Origin of the sequence: Pseudomonas sp. PS1(2021) (assembly GCF_020405165.1) — a bacterium.
GTDB classification, from domain to species: domain Bacteria; phylum Pseudomonadota; class Gammaproteobacteria; order Pseudomonadales; family Pseudomonadaceae; genus Pseudomonas; species Pseudomonas aeruginosa.
The window spans coordinates 4987689-5003688 of the sequence record NZ_CP084484.1 but is presented as its reverse complement, the minus strand read 5'-3'; the positions used below and the strand labels follow the sequence as shown (position 1 = coordinate 5003688).

The following is a 16000-nucleotide window of genomic DNA, read 5'->3' as shown; positions in this document are numbered from 1 at the left end:
GCGAGGCAGACGGTGAGCAGGAGCAGGGTGTTGAGGTTGGTGAGTTGCTTGAGGCGCATGGCGAGTCTCGTCCGACTACGGAACGGCGAGACCGCAGGTTATTTCCGTTCGGTTACCGGCTGATGACAAAAGGCCATTATCGAGCGTCGGGACGATATACCTCGATCCGGTTGCGCCCGCCGTGCTTGGCCCGGTACAGCGCTTCGTCGGCCTGCTTGGCCATGCTCTTGATATCGAGGTCCGGGGTCAGCTCGGCGATGCCGCAACTGAAGGTGCAGCGCAGGTCGGTCGGTTGCGCCGGGTAGTGGATCTCGGCGAAGCGCTGGCGAATCTCGTCGAGCACCAGGCGCGCGGCGTCCAGGTCGGTGTCCGGAAGGACCACGGCGAACTCTTCGCCGCCATAGCGGCCGATGTGGTCGGTCTTGCGCAGGCGTTGCTTGAGGAACAGCGCCAGGCCCTTGATCACCCGGTCGCCCATGGGGTGGCCGAAACGGTCGTTGACCTGCTTGAAGTGGTCGATGTCGAGCATCGCGAAGCTCAGCGGACGGCCATCGCGACGTGCGCGCAGACGGGCGTCCTCGAGCAGTTGCAGGGTATGGGTGTGGTTGTACAGGCCGGTCAGGCTGTCGCGCACCATCCGCGCCTTCAGGCTGCGCGCGCGGCTGGCGCGGGTGCGCACGGTGGCGATCAGGTGGCGCGGGCGGATCGGCTTGGTGAGGAAGTCGTCGCCGCCTTCGCTCATGGCGTCCAGCTGCTTGTCCAGGTCGTCCTCGGCGGACAGGTAGATGATCGGCACGCTGACGTGGCGCTCGTGCTGGCGGATCACCTTGGCCAATTCGGTGCCCAGGCATTCGGGCATGTACATGTCGAGGATGATCAGGTCGGGCTGGAAGTCGCTCAGCTCGGCCATCACCGACAGTGGCTCGGTGAGTGCGCGGGTGATGATCCCGGCGCTGTTGAGGACCATCTCGGTGTGCAGCGCCTGGGCCCGGGAGTCGTCGACGATCAGTACCCGGTAGGGCTCGTAGAAGCTCAGGCGGCTGAGGGTCTCGATCTTTTCCAGCACGCTGGAGGCGTCCAGGGTGCCGGTGAAGAATTCCTGGCCGCCGGCGCGGGCCGCGGCCAGGCGGGTCGGTGTGTCGGTTTCGCTGTCGCTGAAGAACAGCACCGGCAGCTTGTGTTCGAGGCCGGCCTGGGCCTCGCTGGCCAGTCGCAGGCCCATGTCGGGGCCGGCGAAGTCGACTTCCATGACGATCGCCGCCGGGTAGCGTTCGCGCATGCTGGCGCGGAAGGCGTCGGCGGTCTCGCAGCTCAGCGCCTGCAGACCGAAGAACTCCAGTTGCTGGGCCAGGCGCTCGGCGCGTTCGCGGTCCTTCAGTGCCAGGTAGACCGGTTTGCGCAACGGCGGCAGGACGGTGTGCTCGAGCTGGTCGCCATGCCGCAGGCCGGTGCGCGACAGGCGCTGCATCAACTGGTTGAGTTCGCTGATCGACTCGCTGGAAAGCCGGCCGCGGTTGGCCTCGACGACGTCCAGGGTACGGTCGATGGCACCGGCCAACTGGGCATGCTCGGCTTGCTCGAAGCGTTCGGCGTAGCGCTGCAGGCGCAGGGTGGCGTCGGCCAGTTCTTCCATGCCGTCGCTGTTCCACTCCGCGCGGGTCAGGCGTTGCCAGACCTCCAGAACCTGGCGCGCCTGGTTGATCACTCGCTGGGCGAAGTGGTGCTTCAGGCGGTCCAGGGTCGGGTCATCGTGCTCGGTCATCATGACGCGCTTCTTTCGTGGTCTTCGCGGCAGAGCGTCGCTGCGAATGATGGCTCTATGCTATCACCTATCGCCATGAAAGCCAGCGGCCGTTGGGCGGCTGACGAGAGGAGCCTTTTCTTTTCCAAATGTCATCCCCACCTGTTGGTGGGTGCCTTTGTGCGACGGACTACGGCATGCTTATGCCTGTTTCGGAAAATTCTCACTGAGCATTCCGGCACAAAACCGGCTTCCACTACGCTGAAAGCCGACGATGCCGAGGTTTTCGGCGTCCTGGAAGGGTTGGCGCTTGGCACGGAACGCGTTCGCCATGGTCCAATCCCCCATCTATCGAGCTGTTTTAAGGACCCTTGCCATGCTGGACTGGAAGAAGCGTCGTGGGACCATGCGCGATCGCGTGGACAATTCCGTGGATGATGTGCGTACCTACTTCGGCGGCCCCTGGCTGGTGCGCGTGGTGGGAGGCCTGCTGGGCATCTACCTGCTGGTGGCGATGCTGGTCGGCTGGTACTGGAGCCAGGAACCCGACCTGTTCCCCGTGCAGCAGGACGCCCAGGCCGCCGCCGAGCGCGCCGGGCGGCAGATGGTCACCGGCTACACCACGGTGGAGACCCTCAAGGAAGTAGTCGATACCCTGCTGACCAAGCCGGGCGGCTACATCTCCAACGACATCTTCCCGCCGGGCATCTGGATGGACAACATGCCCAGCTGGGAGTATGGCGTGCTGGTCCAGGTGCGCGACATCAGCCGGGCGCTGCGCAAGGATTTCGCCCGTTCGCAGTCGCAGTCCACCGAGGACGCCGACCTGGCTCGCGCCGAGCCGCGTTTCAACTTCGACAACAAGAGCTGGGCGCTGCCGGCGTCCGAGTCGGAGTACCAGGAAGGCATCAAGTCGCTGGACCGCTACCTGGCTCGCCTGTCCGACCCGAACCAGCCCAACGCGCAGTTCTATGCCCGTGCCGACAACCTGAACAACTGGCTGGGCGACGTCGCCACCCGCCTGGGCTCGCTGTCCCAGCGCCTGTCGGCGAGCGTCGGCCGGGTCAAGCTGAACACCAACATCAAGAACCCCGAAGAGGTACAGCCGGGCGAGGCGCCCAAGGTCGAGGAAGTGGTCCAGGAAACCCCCTGGCTGCAGATCGACAACGTCTTCTACGAGGCCCGGGGCCAGGCCTGGGCGCTGTCGCACCTGCTGCGCGCCATCGAGGTCGACTTCGCCGACGTGCTGGCGAAGAAGAACGCCACGGTCAGCGTGCGGCAGATCATCCGCGAACTGGAGGCCGCGCAGGAGCCGTTGTGGAGCCCGATGGTGCTGAACGGCAGCGGCTACGGCATCCTGGCCAACCACTCGCTGGTGATGGCCAACTACATTTCCCGCGCCAACGCCGCGGTGATCGACCTGCGCCAGCTGCTTTCCCAGGGCTGACCCATGGCCGCGCCGATCAGCGCCGAAGAGGTGGCCCACCGGGCCGCCTCCGACGCCGAACTCATCGCCTGGGTCGACGAGCAGGACCGCCCGCTCGGTAGCCTGCCGCGCGCGGAGCTGCGCGAGCGCGGGCTGATCGGTCGCGGCACCTTCATCCTGCTGTTCAACTCCGCCGGCGAGCTGTGCGTGCAGCGCCGGACCCTGAGCAAGGCGGTCTATCCCGGGTACTGGGACCTCGCCGCCGGCGGCATGGTCCAGGCCGGCGAGCCCTACGCCGACTCCGCCGCCCGCGAACTGGAGGAAGAGCTGGGAATCCGCGACGCGGTCCTGCGCGAACATGGTCGCTTCTTCTTCGACGAACCGGGCAACCGGCTCTGGTGCGCGGTGTTTTCCGCCGTCTCCGATGCGCCCTTGCGCCTGCAGGCGGAGGAAATCTCCGAGGCCCGCTTCATCCGTCCCGAACTGGCGCTGGAGGAGGCTCGCAGCTTGCCGTACTGCCCCGATTCCCTGCAGGCGTTGCGCCTGTACCTGGACGCCTGAGCCGCGGATGTCGCCATTTCACCGATCAATGGCGCATTTTCGCTCTTAGCATTTGCTCGCAATGCTGCTAAATTGCGCGACCTTTTCGGGCGGTCCCCATGCCGCCCCTGCGCAGCCCCTGCCTGAGTGGGGCGTCGCGGTCGGCTCCCGCCGGCCATCGTTGTTGACCTGGCCCGTCGAGGCCATTCTGGGGGAAACGCCCGGTGGTCAAAAAAGCTTCGTCCCTGTCCGCCCTCGGCGGGCTGGTGTATTCCACGGATGGCGGCCGGCATTGCCCGGACTGCCAGCAACCCAAAGACGCCTGCATCTGCGGGCAGGCCGTAGCGCCTGTCGGCGACGGGATCGCGCGCGTGCGCCGCGAGACCAAGGGCCGCGGCGGCAAGACGGTGACCACCATCAGTGGCCTGCCGCTCGCCGGCGATGCGCTCAAGGAGCTGGCCAGCGCGCTGAAGCGGCGCTGCGGCACCGGCGGCAGTCTCAAGGACGGCGTGGTGGAGATCCAGGGCGAGCATGTCGAACTGCTGATCGACGAACTCCTCAAGCGCGGTTTCAAGGCGAAGAAGTCCGGCGGCTGACCGCGTTCTCCCCTGCAGAGAGCGGGCAGGTCCGGCACCGCGAAGGCCGCACCAGCCCTTTCCCTAGATGGGAGACTGCGGATACCCGCATGAGCGGATTTCCTCGGCTTTCCTAAACTACCGCCCAGTGTGGCGGTCAACACGGCAACGTCACATCCTCCGGCTAGCCTCCACCACAGGCGTGCCGGCCCAGGGCCATCCGGAGATCCCGGCGCCCGCCCGACCCCGAACATTGAGGAGATCACCGCGCATGGCCGCTCGACGGACTCGCAAAGACGATGGCAGCAACTGGACCGTGGCCGACAGCCGCGGCGTATACGGCATCCGCCACTGGGGTGCGGGTTATTTCGCCATCAACGATGGCGGCAATGTCGAAGTGCGTCCGCAGGGTGCCGACTCGACGCCCATCGATCTCTACGAGCTGGTCGGCCAACTGCGCGAGGCGGGCCTGAGCCTGCCGCTGCTGGTGCGCTTCCCGGATATCCTGCAGGACCGCGTGCGCAAGCTCACCGGCGCCTTCGACGCGAACATCGAGCGCCTCGAATACCAGAACCGCTATACCGCGCTGTATCCGATCAAGGTCAACCAGCAGGAAGCGGTGGTGGAGAACATCATCGCCACCGAGAACGTCTCCATCGGCCTGGAGGCAGGCTCCAAGCCGGAACTCATGGCGGTGCTGGCGCTGGCCCCGAAGGGCGGCACCATCGTCTGCAACGGCTACAAGGACCGCGAGTTCATCAAGCTGGCGCTGATGGGGCAGAAGCTCGGGCACAACGTGTTCATCGTGATCGAGAAGGAATCCGAGGTGCAGCTGGTGATCGAGGAGGCCGCCAACGTCGGCGTGCAGCCCCAGGTCGGCCTGCGCGTGCGGCTGTCCTCGCTGGCTTCGTCGAAGTGGGCAGACACCGGTGGCGAGAAGGCCAAGTTCGGCCTTTCCGCCGCCCAGCTGCTGTCGGTGGTCGAGCGCTTCCGCCAGGCCGGTCTCGACCAGGGCGTGCGCCTGCTGCATTTCCACATGGGCTCGCAGATCGCCAACCTGGCCGACTACCAGCACGGCTTCAAGGAAGCCATCCGCTACTACGGCGAGCTGCGCGCGCTCGGCCTGCCGGTGGATCACATCGACGTTGGCGGCGGCCTCGGCGTCGACTACGACGGCACCCATTCGCGCAACGCCAGCTCGATCAACTACGACATCGATGACTATGCCGGCGTGGTGGTCGGCATGCTCAAGGAGTTCTGCGACGCCCAGGGCCTGCCGCATCCGCACATCTTCTCGGAGAGCGGCCGGGCGCTGACCGCGCACCATGCGGTGCTGATCACCCAGGTCACCGACGTCGAGCGGCACAACGACGACGTGCCGAAGATCGTCGATCTCGACGAGCAGCCGGAGATCGTCCGCTGGCTGGCCGAACTGCTCGGCCCGACCGATGCCGAGATGGTCACCGAGACCTACTGGCGCGCCACCCACTACATCGGCGACGCCGCCGCGCAGTATGCCGACGGCAAGATCAGCCTGGCGCAGAAAGCCCTCGCCGAGCAGTGCTACTTCGCTATCTGCCGGCGCCTGCACAACCAGCTCAAGGCCCGCCAGCGCTCCCACCGGCAGGTCCTCGACGAACTCAACGACAAGCTCGCCGACAAGTACATCTGCAACTTCTCGGTGTTCCAGAGCCTGCCGGATACCTGGGCCATCGGCCAGGTGCTGCCGATCCTGCCGCTGCACCGCCTGGGCGAGGAGCCGGATCGGCGCGCGGTACTGCAGGACCTGACCTGCGACTCCGACGGCAAGATCACCCAGTACGTCGACGAGCAGAGCATCGAGACCAGCCTGCCGGTGCACGAGGTGAAGGAGGGCGAGGACTACCTGATCGGGGTATTCCTGGTCGGCGCCTACCAGGAGATCCTCGGCGACATGCACAACCTGTTCGGCGACACCGACTCGGTGAACGTCTACCAGCGCGCAGACGGCGGCATCTATCACGCCGGCATCGAGACCCACGACACCATCGAGGACATGCTGCGCTACGTGCACCTGTCGCCGGAGGAACTGATGACCCTCTACCGCGACAAGGTCGCCGGGGCCAAGCTCACCGCCCGCGAGCGCAACCAGTACCTGGATGCGCTGCGCCTGGGGCTGACCCGCTCGGCGTACCTGTCCTGACTGGCTAGCCCGTCGGCGACGGGAAGCGAACCAGGCAATGGCCGGCGGGCGCGAGGCGCCCGCCGGCCGTTTCGTTTCCGTTGTCTGGGAGTTCCGCGCAACCCTTCATTTCTACTTCCCTGCCGGCGGTGGACGTCGGCGTGGTTGCCTGCTGTGTCCGGCGGATAACGCTTCGCATCATTCGTCCTACCCGTGGGGGGGAAGGGCCGGACGTTTCCAGCGGCTCCTGGATGCTCCGCGCCTCAGAAGTATTTCAACCAGGCGATATCCCGCCGCCGCGCCTTGAAACCGGCGAACCAGTGCACCGCCGGGTACAGCGCCACGGCCAGCAGGATGCTGCACAGCCATAGCGCCGGCACCGAGGAGAAACCGAAGTAGTCGCCCCGGTTGGCGCCCCAGATCGCCAGCGCCAGCAGGTACAGCAGCTTCAGTAGGTAGAGATGCAGCAGGTAGAAGAACATCGGCGCTCCGCCGAACGCCACCAGGGCCTTGCCGCGACCGCTCCAGTCCAGGCGTTCGAACCAGGCCAGGAGCAGCAGGCCGATTCCCAGGGTGAGGGCGAGGAACAGCAGCGACGGCGGATACTTGGTGACGTTGAAGAAGCCCATCAGGGTGATCGCCGGCGTCTCGCCGAAGGCCCAGGGTTTCTCGCCATAGCCGTTGAGCAGGCGCAGCAGGATGAAGCCGAGCAGCAGCCCGCCACCGCCCGCCAGGAGGTAGCGTCGGCGCGTGGTTGCCGGCGTGGCGCCGCTGAACCAGTTGCCTGCGGCATAGCCCAGGGCGATCACACCGATCCACGGCAGCAGGGGGTAGGAGGTGCGCAGGCGCAGGGCGTCGCCCGCTTCGATCCAGCCGCGGTCGTGGAGCACCGCCCACGGCAGGTGCCAGGCCGAGCCGGGAGCGAAATGCAGCGGATCGAGCAGGTTGTGGCCGGCCACCAGCAGCACGCCGAGCGCCGCGAGCAGAGGGCGCGGCAACCAGAGCAGGGCGGCCAGGGCGAGCATGCTCAGGCCGATCGCCCAGATCACCTGGAGGTAGATCACCGTCGGCGGCAACTGGAAGGTCCAGGCGAAGTTCACCAGGGTCAGTTCCAGCGCCACCAGGAACAACCCGCGCTTGAACAGGAACGCCGAGACCGCCCGGCGTCCCTGGTGCTTCTCGCCGTAGAGGAATGCCGACAGGCCGGTGAGGAAGACGAACACCGGCGCGCACAGGTGCGCCAGGGTGCGGCTGAGGAACAGCGCCGGCTCGGTGCTGGCGACGTCCATCGGGTCGCCGACCTGGCGGTGCAGGAAAAAGGTCTCGCGGACATGGTCGAGCAGCATGAACAGCATCACCAGGCCGCGCAGGGCGTCGATGCTGTGCAGGCGGGAGGAATTGGAGATGGAGTTGGGCATGGCTGGGCTGGTCGTCGGAAAAGAGGGATGAGTATCACAGCCTGGCGGCGAGACGCGAGATAGAGCCGGGCATTGTATTGCGAGGCCGGAATCGAACTGGTAGCGTTATAGTATATCATTTCTTTTCTGGTGCGATTTCCCATGAGAGTCAGTGTGTCGCTTGTCCTCGGTGTCGGCCTCGGTTGCAGCAGTCCGGCGCTCTGGGCGGAAACGGAAAGTCCCGCGGAGCTTGAGGTCCTCACTGTCACCGCCGAAGCGGAGCGCGCGGAGGGCCCGGTGCAGGGCTACCGGGCCAATCGGACGGCCAGCGCGACGCGCACCGACACCCGTATCGAGGACATCCCGCAAGCCATCAGCGTGGTGCCGCGCCAGGTGCTCGACGACCTTGACAGCGCTCGTATCGAACGGGCGCTGGACTTCGCCGGCGGGGTCTCGCGGCAGAACAACTTCGGCGGCCTGACGATGTTCGAGTACAACGTCCGTGGCTTCACCACTTCGGAGTTCTACCGCGACGGCTTCAGCGCCAACCGCGGCTATATGAACGCCCCGGACAGCGCCACCATCGAGCGCGTGGAAATCCTCAAGGGACCGGCCTCCAGCCTTTACGGGCGCGGCGATCCCGGCGGCACGGTGAACCTGGTGACCAAGAAGCCCCAGGCCGAGCGCTTCGCCCGCCTGCATGCCAGCGCCGGCAGTTGGGACCGCTACCGCTCGACCCTGGACCTGAACACGCCGCTGGACGAAGAGGGCGACCTGCTCTACCGGATGAACCTGGCGGTGGAGGACAGCAAGGGCTTCCGCGACTACGCCGACGGCCAGCGCCTGCTGGTGGCGCCATCGTTCAGCTGGCAACTGGACCCGGACACCTCGTTGCTGGTGGAAGCCGAGGTGGTGCGCAACCGCCAGGTCTTCGACCGCGGCACCGTGGCGCCGCACAACCACCTGGGCAGCCTGCCGCGCTCGCGGTTCTTCGGCGAACCGGACGACGGCAAGATCGACAACAACAACGAAACCCTCCAGGCCACCCTGCGCCATCACTTCAACGAGCAGTGGAGCCTGCGCCTGGCCAGCCACTACAAGCATGGCCACCTGGACGGCTACGCCTCGGAGAACTCCAGCCTCGCCGCCGACGGCTACAGCCTGCGCCGGGAGTACCGCTACCGCGACTTCGAGTGGCACGACAGCATCACCCAGCTCGACCTGCTCGGCGACCTCCATACCGGCTCGATTCGCCACCAGTTGCTGATGGGCCTCGAGTACGAGCGCTACCACAACGACGAACTGATCCTGCGTAGCATCCCGTCGCGCAACCCCTATGCCATCGACATCCGCCGGCCGGTCTACGGCCAGCCGAAACCACCCTTCGGACGCGACGACCGCAACCACGAGGAAGTCGACGCGATGGCCCTCAACCTGCAGGACCAGATTGAGTTCAGCGAGAAATGGCGCGGCCTGCTCGGCGTGCGCTTCGACCGCTACCGCCAGGACATGAACGCCACGCGCCTGAACAATGGCCGCTTCCGCGACACCAGCTCGCAGCAGACCCAGCGTGCCGCCACCCCGCGCATCGGCGTGCTGTACCAGGCGACCCCGGAGGTCGGCCTGTTCGCCAACGCCTCGAAATCCTTCAAGCCCAACGGCGGTACCGACATGGCCGGCAAGGCCTTCGACCCGGAGGAGGGGCGCGGCTACGAGGCGGGGGTGAAGCTCGACCTGCTCGATGGCCGGCTGGGCATGACCCTCGCCGCGTTCCACCTGAAAAAGAAGAACGTGCTCACCGCCGACCCGAGCAATCCCGGTTACCAGCAGACCGCCGGCGAGGCGCGCAGCCAGGGCTTCGACCTGCAGTTCAGCGGCCAGCTCACCGAGCAGTTGCGGCTGATCGGCGCCTACGCCTATATCGACGCCGAAGTGACCAAGGACGAGAACATCGCCCGTGGCAGCCGCCTGCTCAATGTGCCGAAGCACAGCGGCAGCCTGATGGGCGTCTACGAGTTCCGCGAAGGCTGGCTGCACGGCGCCGACGCCGGCGCGGCGCTCAACTATGTCGGCGAGCGCGCCGGCGACAGCAGCGACAGCGGCTTCGAACTGCCGGCCTACACCACCGTCGACCTGCTCGCGCACTATCCGCTGGCGAGCAATGCGACCCTCGGGGTGAACGTCAACAACCTCTTCGATCGTCGCTACTACGAGCGTTCCTATAACAACGTCTGGGTCGCCCCCGGCGAGCCGCGCAACCTGACCATGAGCCTGACCCTGAACTACTGAGCCCTCTACCGCCGCCAGGAAGCCATGCCATGCAAGGACGCACACCGCTGCTGGAAACCCTCCGCGAACTGGAATGCGAGATTCGCCTGCTCACCGTCTATGCCCGCGAGTGTTGCGGCTGCTACGAGATCCTCAGGCGCAAGCTCGACCGTCTGAGCGGACTGATCGGGGAGGATTGCAGCCGGGCACAGTGGCAGGCCGATTCGGACGACCCTGCATTGCAGGCGCTCGGCCTGCGCCTGCGCGACGCGGCGGTGCAGGCCCTCTGCGAACTGGAGAAGCACCTTTGCCAGGGCGTGCTGCATGAACCCGGCGAGATGGGCCGCTACCTGGGTAGCCTGCTGGAATCCATCCGCGGCGAACTCGACAGCGCCGGGATAGATGCCGATGCACGGGTCCTGTTCGTCGGCTCCGGTGCCCTGCCGACCTCGGCCCTGGTGCTGGCGCGGGAGGTCGGCGCACATTTGTGCTGCCTGGACATCGACGAGGAGGCCCTGGGCTATGCCCGCGAGATCGCCCGCTGCCAGGGGCTGGAGGCGCGCATGCAGTTTTCCTCGCTGTCGCCGGCGGAACTGGCGTTTTCCCGCGATGCCACGCATTTCCTGATCGCTTCGCTGGTGCAGCAGAAAAGCACGGTGCTGGCGCAGATCCGCCAGGTCATGCGCGCCGACGCCAAGGTCCTGCTGCGTCACGGCAGCGGCATCAAGGGACTGTTCAACTACCCGGTTGAGCCAGCCGAACTGGAGGGCTGGCGGGTTTGCGCGGAGCGGGTCAGCCAGCCGCTGTACGACACCCTGATCCTGGAGAAGGCCGGTCGATGAACGCCGCTGATGAGAGCCTGGGCAACGTCCTGCTGGTCGGTCTGGGCGCGGTGGCGATCCAGGTCGCGCTGGACCTGCGCCGCCACGGTGCCGGTCGCCTCGGCGCGCTGAACCATCCCGGCCGGCGCAGCCAGCGGATCGCCGAGGCCCTGGCGCGCGGCGCCTGCCTGCAATTGGAAGGGCAGGGGCAGCATCGCTGGCTGTCCGGCAACGCCGCGCTGGACGTCTTCCACCAGGACCCCGCTGAACTTCGCGACGATTGGCAGACCCTGGTGCTCTGCGTGCCGGCCGACAGTTACCTGGACGTGGTCCGCGGGTTGCCCTGGGAGCGACTCGGCGGGGTGCGCACGCTGCTGCTGGTGTCCGCCTTCATCGGCGCCAACCTGCTGGTGCGCAGCGCCCTGCCGGCGGGGTGCCAGGCGACCGTGCTGAGCCTGTCCAGCTACTACGCGGCGACCAAGGTGATCGACGAGACACAACCGCTGCGGGCCCTGACCAAGGCGGTCAAGCGCAGGGTCTACTTGGGTTCCAGCCGGCCGGACTGCCCGGCGCGGGAGACCTGGCGGCGAGTTCTGGCCGGCAGCGGGGTGGAGGTGGTACCTCTGGCGACGCCGGAAGCGGCGGAGGGCCGCAACGTCACCACCTACGTGCACAGTCCGTTCTTTCTCGGCGAGTTCGCCCTCGCCCGGATACTTTCCGAGCAGGGGCCGCCCGGTTTCATGTACAAGCTCTACCCGGAGGGACCTATCACCCCCGGGGCCATCGGCGCCATGCGGCGGCTGTGGTGCGAGCTGAGCGAACTGTTGCGGCGGATGGGCGCCGAGCCGCTGAACCTGCTGCGCTTCCTCAACGACGACAACTACCCGGTGCACGAGACGATGCTGCCGCGCGCGGCCATCGACGGCTTCGCCGAGGCCGGCGCCGAGCGCCAGGAATACCTGCTGTTCGTGCGCTACGCGGCGTTGCTGGTCGATCCGTTCTCTCCGGCCGACGAGCAGGGTCGCCACTTCGACTTTTCTGCCGTGCCGTTCCGCCGCGTCAGTCGCGACGAGGACGGACTCTGGCGGCTCCCGCGGGTGCCGCTGGAGGACTACCGCAAGCTGGCGCTGATCGTCGCGCTGGCCGTCCACTTCGACCTGGCCATGCCGCAGGCGCGCAGCCTGCTGGCGAACTACGAGAACGCCGTGTCCCGATTCATCGATTGCCAAGGAGCGAGCCAGTGCCATCCAAGCCTGTATCCGATCGACAGCCGTCCGGCGGCGGACGCCATCTATCGCCAGTGGTGCTCGACCTGCTGAAAAGCGGGGTGCTGCTGGCGGTGCTGGCGTCCTTCACCTTCAGCGTGATGAACGCCCTGGTCAAGGAAGCCAGCGCCACCCTGCCGGCTGCCGAGATCGTGTTCTTCCGCAGCGCCATCGGTACCCTGCTGATCTACCTGCTGATGCGCCAGGCCGGTGTCGCCCTGTCGCGCCAGGGCGTGCCGATGCTGCTGGTGCGCGGGGTGATGGGGGCGCTGTACCTGGTCTGCTATTTCTACGCCATCGCCCACATCCCGCTGGCGGACGCGAGCATCCTGGCGCACATGTCGCCGTTCTTCGTCATCCTCTTCTCCGCGCTGTTCCTCGGCGAGCGGATTCCCCGTGCGGTCTATTGGCTGTTGCTGGTGGTGGTGCTCGGCGCGCTGATGATCGTCAAGCCGTTCAGCTATTCCAGCTACTCGGTATACGCCGTGGTCGGCCTGCTCAGCGCGGTGTTCGCCGCCGGTGCCTCGGTGGCGATCCGCCAACTGAGCGCGCGGCACCATACCTACGAGATCGTCTTCTACTTCCTGGCGGTGGCCACCCTGGTGGCCATCCCGCTGATGTGGAACGACTTCGTGGTGCCGGCGACGCTGCGCGAGTGGGGGCTGCTGCTGGCCATCGGGGTAGTATCGCTGCTCGGCCAGGTGTTCCTAACCCGCGCCTTCAGTCACGAGAGCGCGACCATCGTTGCGGTGACCCGCTATATCGGCATCGTCTTCAACGCCGGCTGGGGCTGGCTGTTCTGGAGCGAGGTGCCGGACGCGCTGACCATCGCCGGCGGCGTGCTGATCGTGGTGGCGTGCATCGCGCTGTCGCGGACGAAGAAGGGCTGAGCCTCCGGCGCGACCGGCTCCCCGCTGCTTCGCGCCGGACCACGCCTAGAGTACGTAGCGCCAGATCGCCACGAAGTGGAGGAGGCTGCCGGCGATCACGAACAGGTGCCAGATGCCATGCCAGTGGCGGAAGCGGTGGTCATAGGCATAGAAGACGATCCCTACGGTATAGAGCACGCCGCCGGCCGCCAGCCAGGTGAAGCCGGCGCTGCCGAGGGCGGCGAGCAGCGGTTTCACCGCGATCAGCACGATCCAGCCCATCACCGCGTAGATCACCACCGACAGCACCCGCGCCTCGGAGCGTGGCTTGATCTCCTGGAGCATGCCGAGCACCGCCAGGCCCCAGACGATGCCGAACAGCGTCCAGCCCCAGGGACCGCGCAGCGTGACCAGGCAGAAAGGCGTGTAGCTGCCGGCGATCAGCAGGTAGATGGACAGGTGGTCGAGCTTGCGCATCACCACCTTCGCTCGCCCGCGCACGCTGTGGTAGGCGGTCGAGATGCTGTAGAGCAGCGTCAGGGTGACGCCGTAGACGCCGACCCCGACGATCTTCCATGGACTGCCGTTGAGGCTCGCCTGGATCGTCAGCCAGACGGCGCCGGTGCAGGCGGCGACCGCACCGATCAGGTGGGTCCAGGCATTGAGTCTTTCACCGTGATACATGACGCATGATCCTCCCGCGATGGACAACGCCATGGTAGGGCATGTCGGGGTGGCGTGGGTCCTGACCTTTTATTGGCGTTTTCCGTGACGGTTGCATGAAGGTTCTCCTCATCCTTCCCTGCTCGTTGGAACGGATAAAGGCTTGACGGTTTTAATTACGATCATAATATTAAGTGTGTAATATAAATAGCCGCTGTTAGCGGTCAGGCCTTTTTCCAGCGAGAACCCACATGAACGAACAGATTGGCAATGGCGTCGCCCTGGTCACCGGCGCCTCTTCCGGAATCGGCGCGACCTACGCCGAGCACTTGGCCCGCCGTGGCCACGACCTGTTGCTGGTGGCGCGCGACCGGCAACGCCTGGAAGCCCTGGCGGATCGACTTCGCCAAGCCCACGGGGTCAGGGTGGAGATCCTGCGCGCCGACCTGTCCGAGCGCGACGATAGGTTGCGGGTCGAGCGACGGTTGCGCGACGACGCCTCGATCGCGTTGCTGGTGAACAACGCCGGCGTGGCGATGAACGGTCCGCTGGCCGCTGCCGACATGGACCGGGCGGAGCGGATGATCGCCCTCAACGTGGTGGCCCTGACCCGCCTGGCTGCCGGCGCGGCGGAGGGGTTCCGCCGGCGTGGCGGCGGCGCCATCGTCAACCTTGGTTCGGTGGTGGCGCTGGCGCCGGAGTTGTTCAATGCCGTCTATAGCGCGACCAAGGCCTACGTGCTGAGCCTGAGCCAGTCGCTGCAGCACGAGCTGGCCGGCAGCGGCGTTTACGTCCAGGCGGTGCTGCCCGGCGTCACCCGTACCGAGATCTGGGAGCGCAGCGGCGCCGGAATCGCCGGGATTCCCGCGGAGATGGTGATGGAGGTCGAGGATCTGGTGGAGGCAGCGCTGGTCGGTTTCGATCGGCGTGAAGCGGTGACCATCCCGTCGTTGCCGGATGCGGCCGATTGGCAGGCGCTGATGACGGCGCGGGCCAGGCTCGCGCCCAATCTGTCGCGGCAGTGGCCGGCCGAGCGCTACCTCGGCTGAGGCCCTAGCGCTCCATCTGCTCCAGCAGCTTCTTGCGCGTCGCTTCCAGTATCCGTTGCGACAGCGCCTCATCCTGCACGCTGCGCGACAGTTGCAGCGCGCCGACCAGCGAAGCGAGCAGCAGCACGGCGCGCTCGCCTGCGTCCTCGCCCTCCAGGGCCGCTTCGATCATCGCCAGGCGCTTGCGCACGATGCTGTCGGTGGTCGGGCTCGGCGTGCCGCGCTGGCCGAGTTCCGCCGACAGGGTCGGCAACGGGCAGCCGGCGCCGGGGTTATCGCGGTGACGCGGCGACAGGTACTGCTCTATCAGCAGCGCCAGCGGTCGTTCCGCCTCCGCCAGGGGCGCGGTGATTTCGTCGAGCCGCGCCGCGGCATGCCGCAACGCGGTTTCCACCAGGTCGTCCTTGGACTTGAAGTGCGCGTAGAAGCCGCCATGGGTCAGGCCCAGGGCCTTCATCAGCGGTTGCAGCCCGGTGGCGCCGACGCCGTCCTGGCGGAACAGCCGGGCAGCCTCCTCGACGATACGCCGGCGGGTCTTCTGCTTGTGGTCTTCGGGATAACGCATGGCTTCGATACCTTGGAATGCAGGTCGTCATCTTAACGCCTGGCGGCCTTCCCTGGCGAAGCCGCGTTCATCCGGCCATGTGCAGGACCAGGCAGGTGGTCGAGCCGACGGCGTAGAGACGGTCGTCGACATCGTACAACCGGCCCTCGGCGACCGCCGTCGAGCGGCCGAGGTGCACCACCCGGCCTTCGGCGCGCACCGGGCCGACCTTGTCGGTCAGCGCGCGCAGGTAGCTGATCCGCAGGTCGGTGGTGGTATAGCCCTGGCCGGCCTGGAGCCGGGTATGGATCGCGCAGCCCATGCAGGAGTCCAGCAGCGACGCGGCGTAGCCGCCGTGCACGCTACCCAGCGGATTGTAGTGGCGGCGGTCCGGGGTGCCCTGGAACAGGAAGCGCCCTTCGGACCACTCGATGGGAACGAAGTCGACCAGTTCGCCGTAGGGCGGACAGGGCAGTTGGCCGCTGCCGATGCGGTCGAAGAACTCCTGCGGGGAGAGCGCGGCGACTTGCGCCAGCTCCAGGGTTCCGCTGGCGCCGAGGCGGGCGCGGGCGGCCCGCTCGGTGGCGATCCAGGCGTTCAGGCGATCTTCGCGGCCGGGCTGTTCCATGGTAGTGCTCCTGTCGTGGTGGGAAAGGGTTGCAGGAAAATTACGGTCATCAT

Annotated in this window: 15 protein-coding genes; 9 read left to right on the top strand and 6 right to left on the bottom strand. The window is 66.7% G+C overall.

Annotation, left to right across the window (positions count from 1 at the left end; all coding sequences use genetic code 11):
* Window positions 1-136: 136 nt before the first annotated feature.
* Together gcbA and LE197_RS36945 are read right to left on the bottom strand one after the other, a co-directional pair.
* A complete protein-coding gene (gene gcbA / locus LE197_RS24035) occupies window positions 137-1765 on the bottom strand; it encodes a diguanylate cyclase GcbA (protein WP_003106227.1) in 1629 nt (542 codons plus the stop codon).
* Between the two features lie 177 nt (window positions 1766-1942).
* Window positions 1943-2074 carry a hypothetical protein gene (locus LE197_RS36945; protein WP_009314310.1) on the bottom strand — a complete coding sequence of 44 codons (132 nt, stop codon included), beginning with the start codon at window positions 2072-2074 and terminating at the stop codon, window positions 1943-1945.
* Between the two features lie 43 nt (window positions 2075-2117).
* On the opposite strand from LE197_RS36945, the gene LE197_RS24030 reads away from it, so the two are divergent.
* The 4 genes from LE197_RS24030 (at window position 2118) to speA (ending at window position 6464) form a co-directional block, all read left to right on the top strand.
* A complete protein-coding gene (locus LE197_RS24030; protein WP_003106226.1) occupies window positions 2118-3188 on the top strand; it encodes a DUF2333 family protein in 1071 nt (356 codons plus the stop codon).
* A 3-nt stretch (window positions 3189-3191) separates the two neighbouring features.
* Window positions 3192-3728 (top strand): NUDIX hydrolase, encoded by a 537-nt coding sequence (locus LE197_RS24025; RefSeq protein ID WP_003095369.1) that lies wholly within the window; start codon window positions 3192-3194, stop codon window positions 3726-3728.
* 203 nt (window positions 3729-3931) lie between these two features.
* Window positions 3932-4303: a translation initiation factor Sui1 gene (locus LE197_RS24020; protein ID WP_003106225.1), complete on the top strand. Its 372-nt coding sequence runs from the start codon at window positions 3932-3934 to the stop codon at window positions 4301-4303.
* 250 nt (window positions 4304-4553) lie between these two features.
* Complete coding sequence (speA, locus tag LE197_RS24015) at window positions 4554-6464, top strand: arginine decarboxylase (RefSeq protein ID WP_003121112.1); 1911 nt, start codon at window positions 4554-4556, stop codon at window positions 6462-6464.
* 242 nt (window positions 6465-6706) lie between these two features.
* On the opposite strand, the gene LE197_RS24010 is transcribed toward speA, so the two are convergent.
* Entirely contained in the window at window positions 6707-7861 is a 1155-nt protein-coding gene (locus tag LE197_RS24010) for a DUF1624 domain-containing protein (protein ID WP_003112330.1), read from the bottom strand.
* 141 nt (window positions 7862-8002) lie between these two features.
* Here LE197_RS24010 and cntO point away from each other — a divergent pair, with 141 nt between their 5' ends.
* From cntO to cntI, 4 genes are read left to right on the top strand one after another with little or no spacing between them, the layout of a single operon-like run.
* Window positions 8003-10129, top strand: a complete 2127-nt coding sequence (gene cntO, locus LE197_RS24005) for a pseudopaline transport outer membrane protein CntO (protein WP_023108813.1) — start codon at window positions 8003-8005, stop codon at window positions 10127-10129.
* 29 nt (window positions 10130-10158) lie between these two features.
* The gene (gene cntL / locus LE197_RS24000) at window positions 10159-10950 is read left to right on the top strand and encodes a pseudopaline biosynthesis protein CntL (protein WP_023108812.1); all 792 of its coding nucleotides are present in this window, start codon (window positions 10159-10161) and stop codon (window positions 10948-10950) included.
* Window positions 10947-12248 carry a pseudopaline biosynthesis dehydrogenase CntM gene (cntM, locus tag LE197_RS23995; protein WP_023108811.1) on the top strand — a complete coding sequence of 434 codons (1302 nt, stop codon included), beginning with the start codon at window positions 10947-10949 and terminating at the stop codon, window positions 12246-12248. Before cntL ends, cntM begins: the two co-directional genes overlap by 4 nt.
* Complete coding sequence (gene cntI, locus LE197_RS23990; protein WP_003104336.1) at window positions 12230-13084, top strand: pseudopaline transport inner membrane protein CntI; 855 nt, start codon at window positions 12230-12232, stop codon at window positions 13082-13084. The genes cntM and cntI overlap by 19 nt, the downstream gene beginning before the upstream one ends.
* A 45-nt stretch (window positions 13085-13129) precedes the next feature.
* On the opposite strand, the gene trhA is transcribed toward cntI, so the two are convergent.
* Window positions 13130-13747 (bottom strand): PAQR family membrane homeostasis protein TrhA, encoded by a 618-nt coding sequence (gene trhA / locus LE197_RS23985; RefSeq protein ID WP_023108810.1) that lies wholly within the window; start codon window positions 13745-13747, stop codon window positions 13130-13132.
* Between the two features lie 230 nt (window positions 13748-13977).
* On the opposite strand from trhA, the gene LE197_RS23980 reads away from it, so the two are divergent.
* A complete protein-coding gene (locus LE197_RS23980) occupies window positions 13978-14775 on the top strand; it encodes an SDR family NAD(P)-dependent oxidoreductase (protein WP_023108809.1) in 798 nt (265 codons plus the stop codon).
* A gap of 4 nt (window positions 14776-14779) precedes the next feature.
* Here LE197_RS23980 and LE197_RS23975 read toward each other — a convergent pair whose 3' ends face one another.
* Window positions 14780-15340: a TetR/AcrR family transcriptional regulator gene (locus LE197_RS23975; protein WP_023108808.1), complete on the bottom strand. Its 561-nt coding sequence runs from the start codon at window positions 15338-15340 to the stop codon at window positions 14780-14782.
* Between the two features lie 67 nt (window positions 15341-15407).
* On the bottom strand, window positions 15408-15947 hold the full coding sequence (locus LE197_RS23970; RefSeq protein WP_003095346.1) for a PaaI family thioesterase: 540 nt from the start codon (window positions 15945-15947) through the stop codon (window positions 15408-15410).
* Window positions 15948-16000 lie beyond the last annotated feature (53 nt).

Coding starts and splice junctions, on each gene's coding strand:
- gcbA (WP_003106227.1), bottom strand. CDS start 1,765: ATGATGACCGAGCACGATGACCCGACCCTGGACCGCCTGAAGCACCAC.
- LE197_RS36945 (WP_009314310.1), bottom strand. CDS start 2,074: ATGGCGAACGCGTTCCGTGCCAAGCGCCAACCCTTCCAGGACGCCGAA.
- LE197_RS24030 (WP_003106226.1), top strand. CDS start 2,118: ATGCTGGACTGGAAGAAGCGTCGTGGGACCATGCGCGATCGCGTGGAC.
- LE197_RS24025 (WP_003095369.1), top strand. CDS start 3,192: ATGGCCGCGCCGATCAGCGCCGAAGAGGTGGCCCACCGGGCCGCCTCC.
- speA (WP_003121112.1), top strand. CDS start 4,554: ATGGCCGCTCGACGGACTCGCAAAGACGATGGCAGCAACTGGACCGTG.
- LE197_RS24010 (WP_003112330.1), bottom strand. CDS start 7,861: ATGCCCAACTCCATCTCCAATTCCTCCCGCCTGCACAGCATCGACGCC.
- cntO (WP_023108813.1), top strand. CDS start 8,003: ATGAGAGTCAGTGTGTCGCTTGTCCTCGGTGTCGGCCTCGGTTGCAGC.
- cntL (WP_023108812.1), top strand. CDS start 10,159: ATGCAAGGACGCACACCGCTGCTGGAAACCCTCCGCGAACTGGAATGC.
- cntM (WP_023108811.1), top strand. CDS start 10,947: ATGAACGCCGCTGATGAGAGCCTGGGCAACGTCCTGCTGGTCGGTCTG.
- trhA (WP_023108810.1), bottom strand. CDS start 13,747: ATGTATCACGGTGAAAGACTCAATGCCTGGACCCACCTGATCGGTGCG.
- LE197_RS23980 (WP_023108809.1), top strand. CDS start 13,978: ATGAACGAACAGATTGGCAATGGCGTCGCCCTGGTCACCGGCGCCTCT.
- LE197_RS23975 (WP_023108808.1), bottom strand. CDS start 15,340: ATGCGTTATCCCGAAGACCACAAGCAGAAGACCCGCCGGCGTATCGTC.
- LE197_RS23970 (WP_003095346.1), bottom strand. CDS start 15,947: ATGGAACAGCCCGGCCGCGAAGATCGCCTGAACGCCTGGATCGCCACC.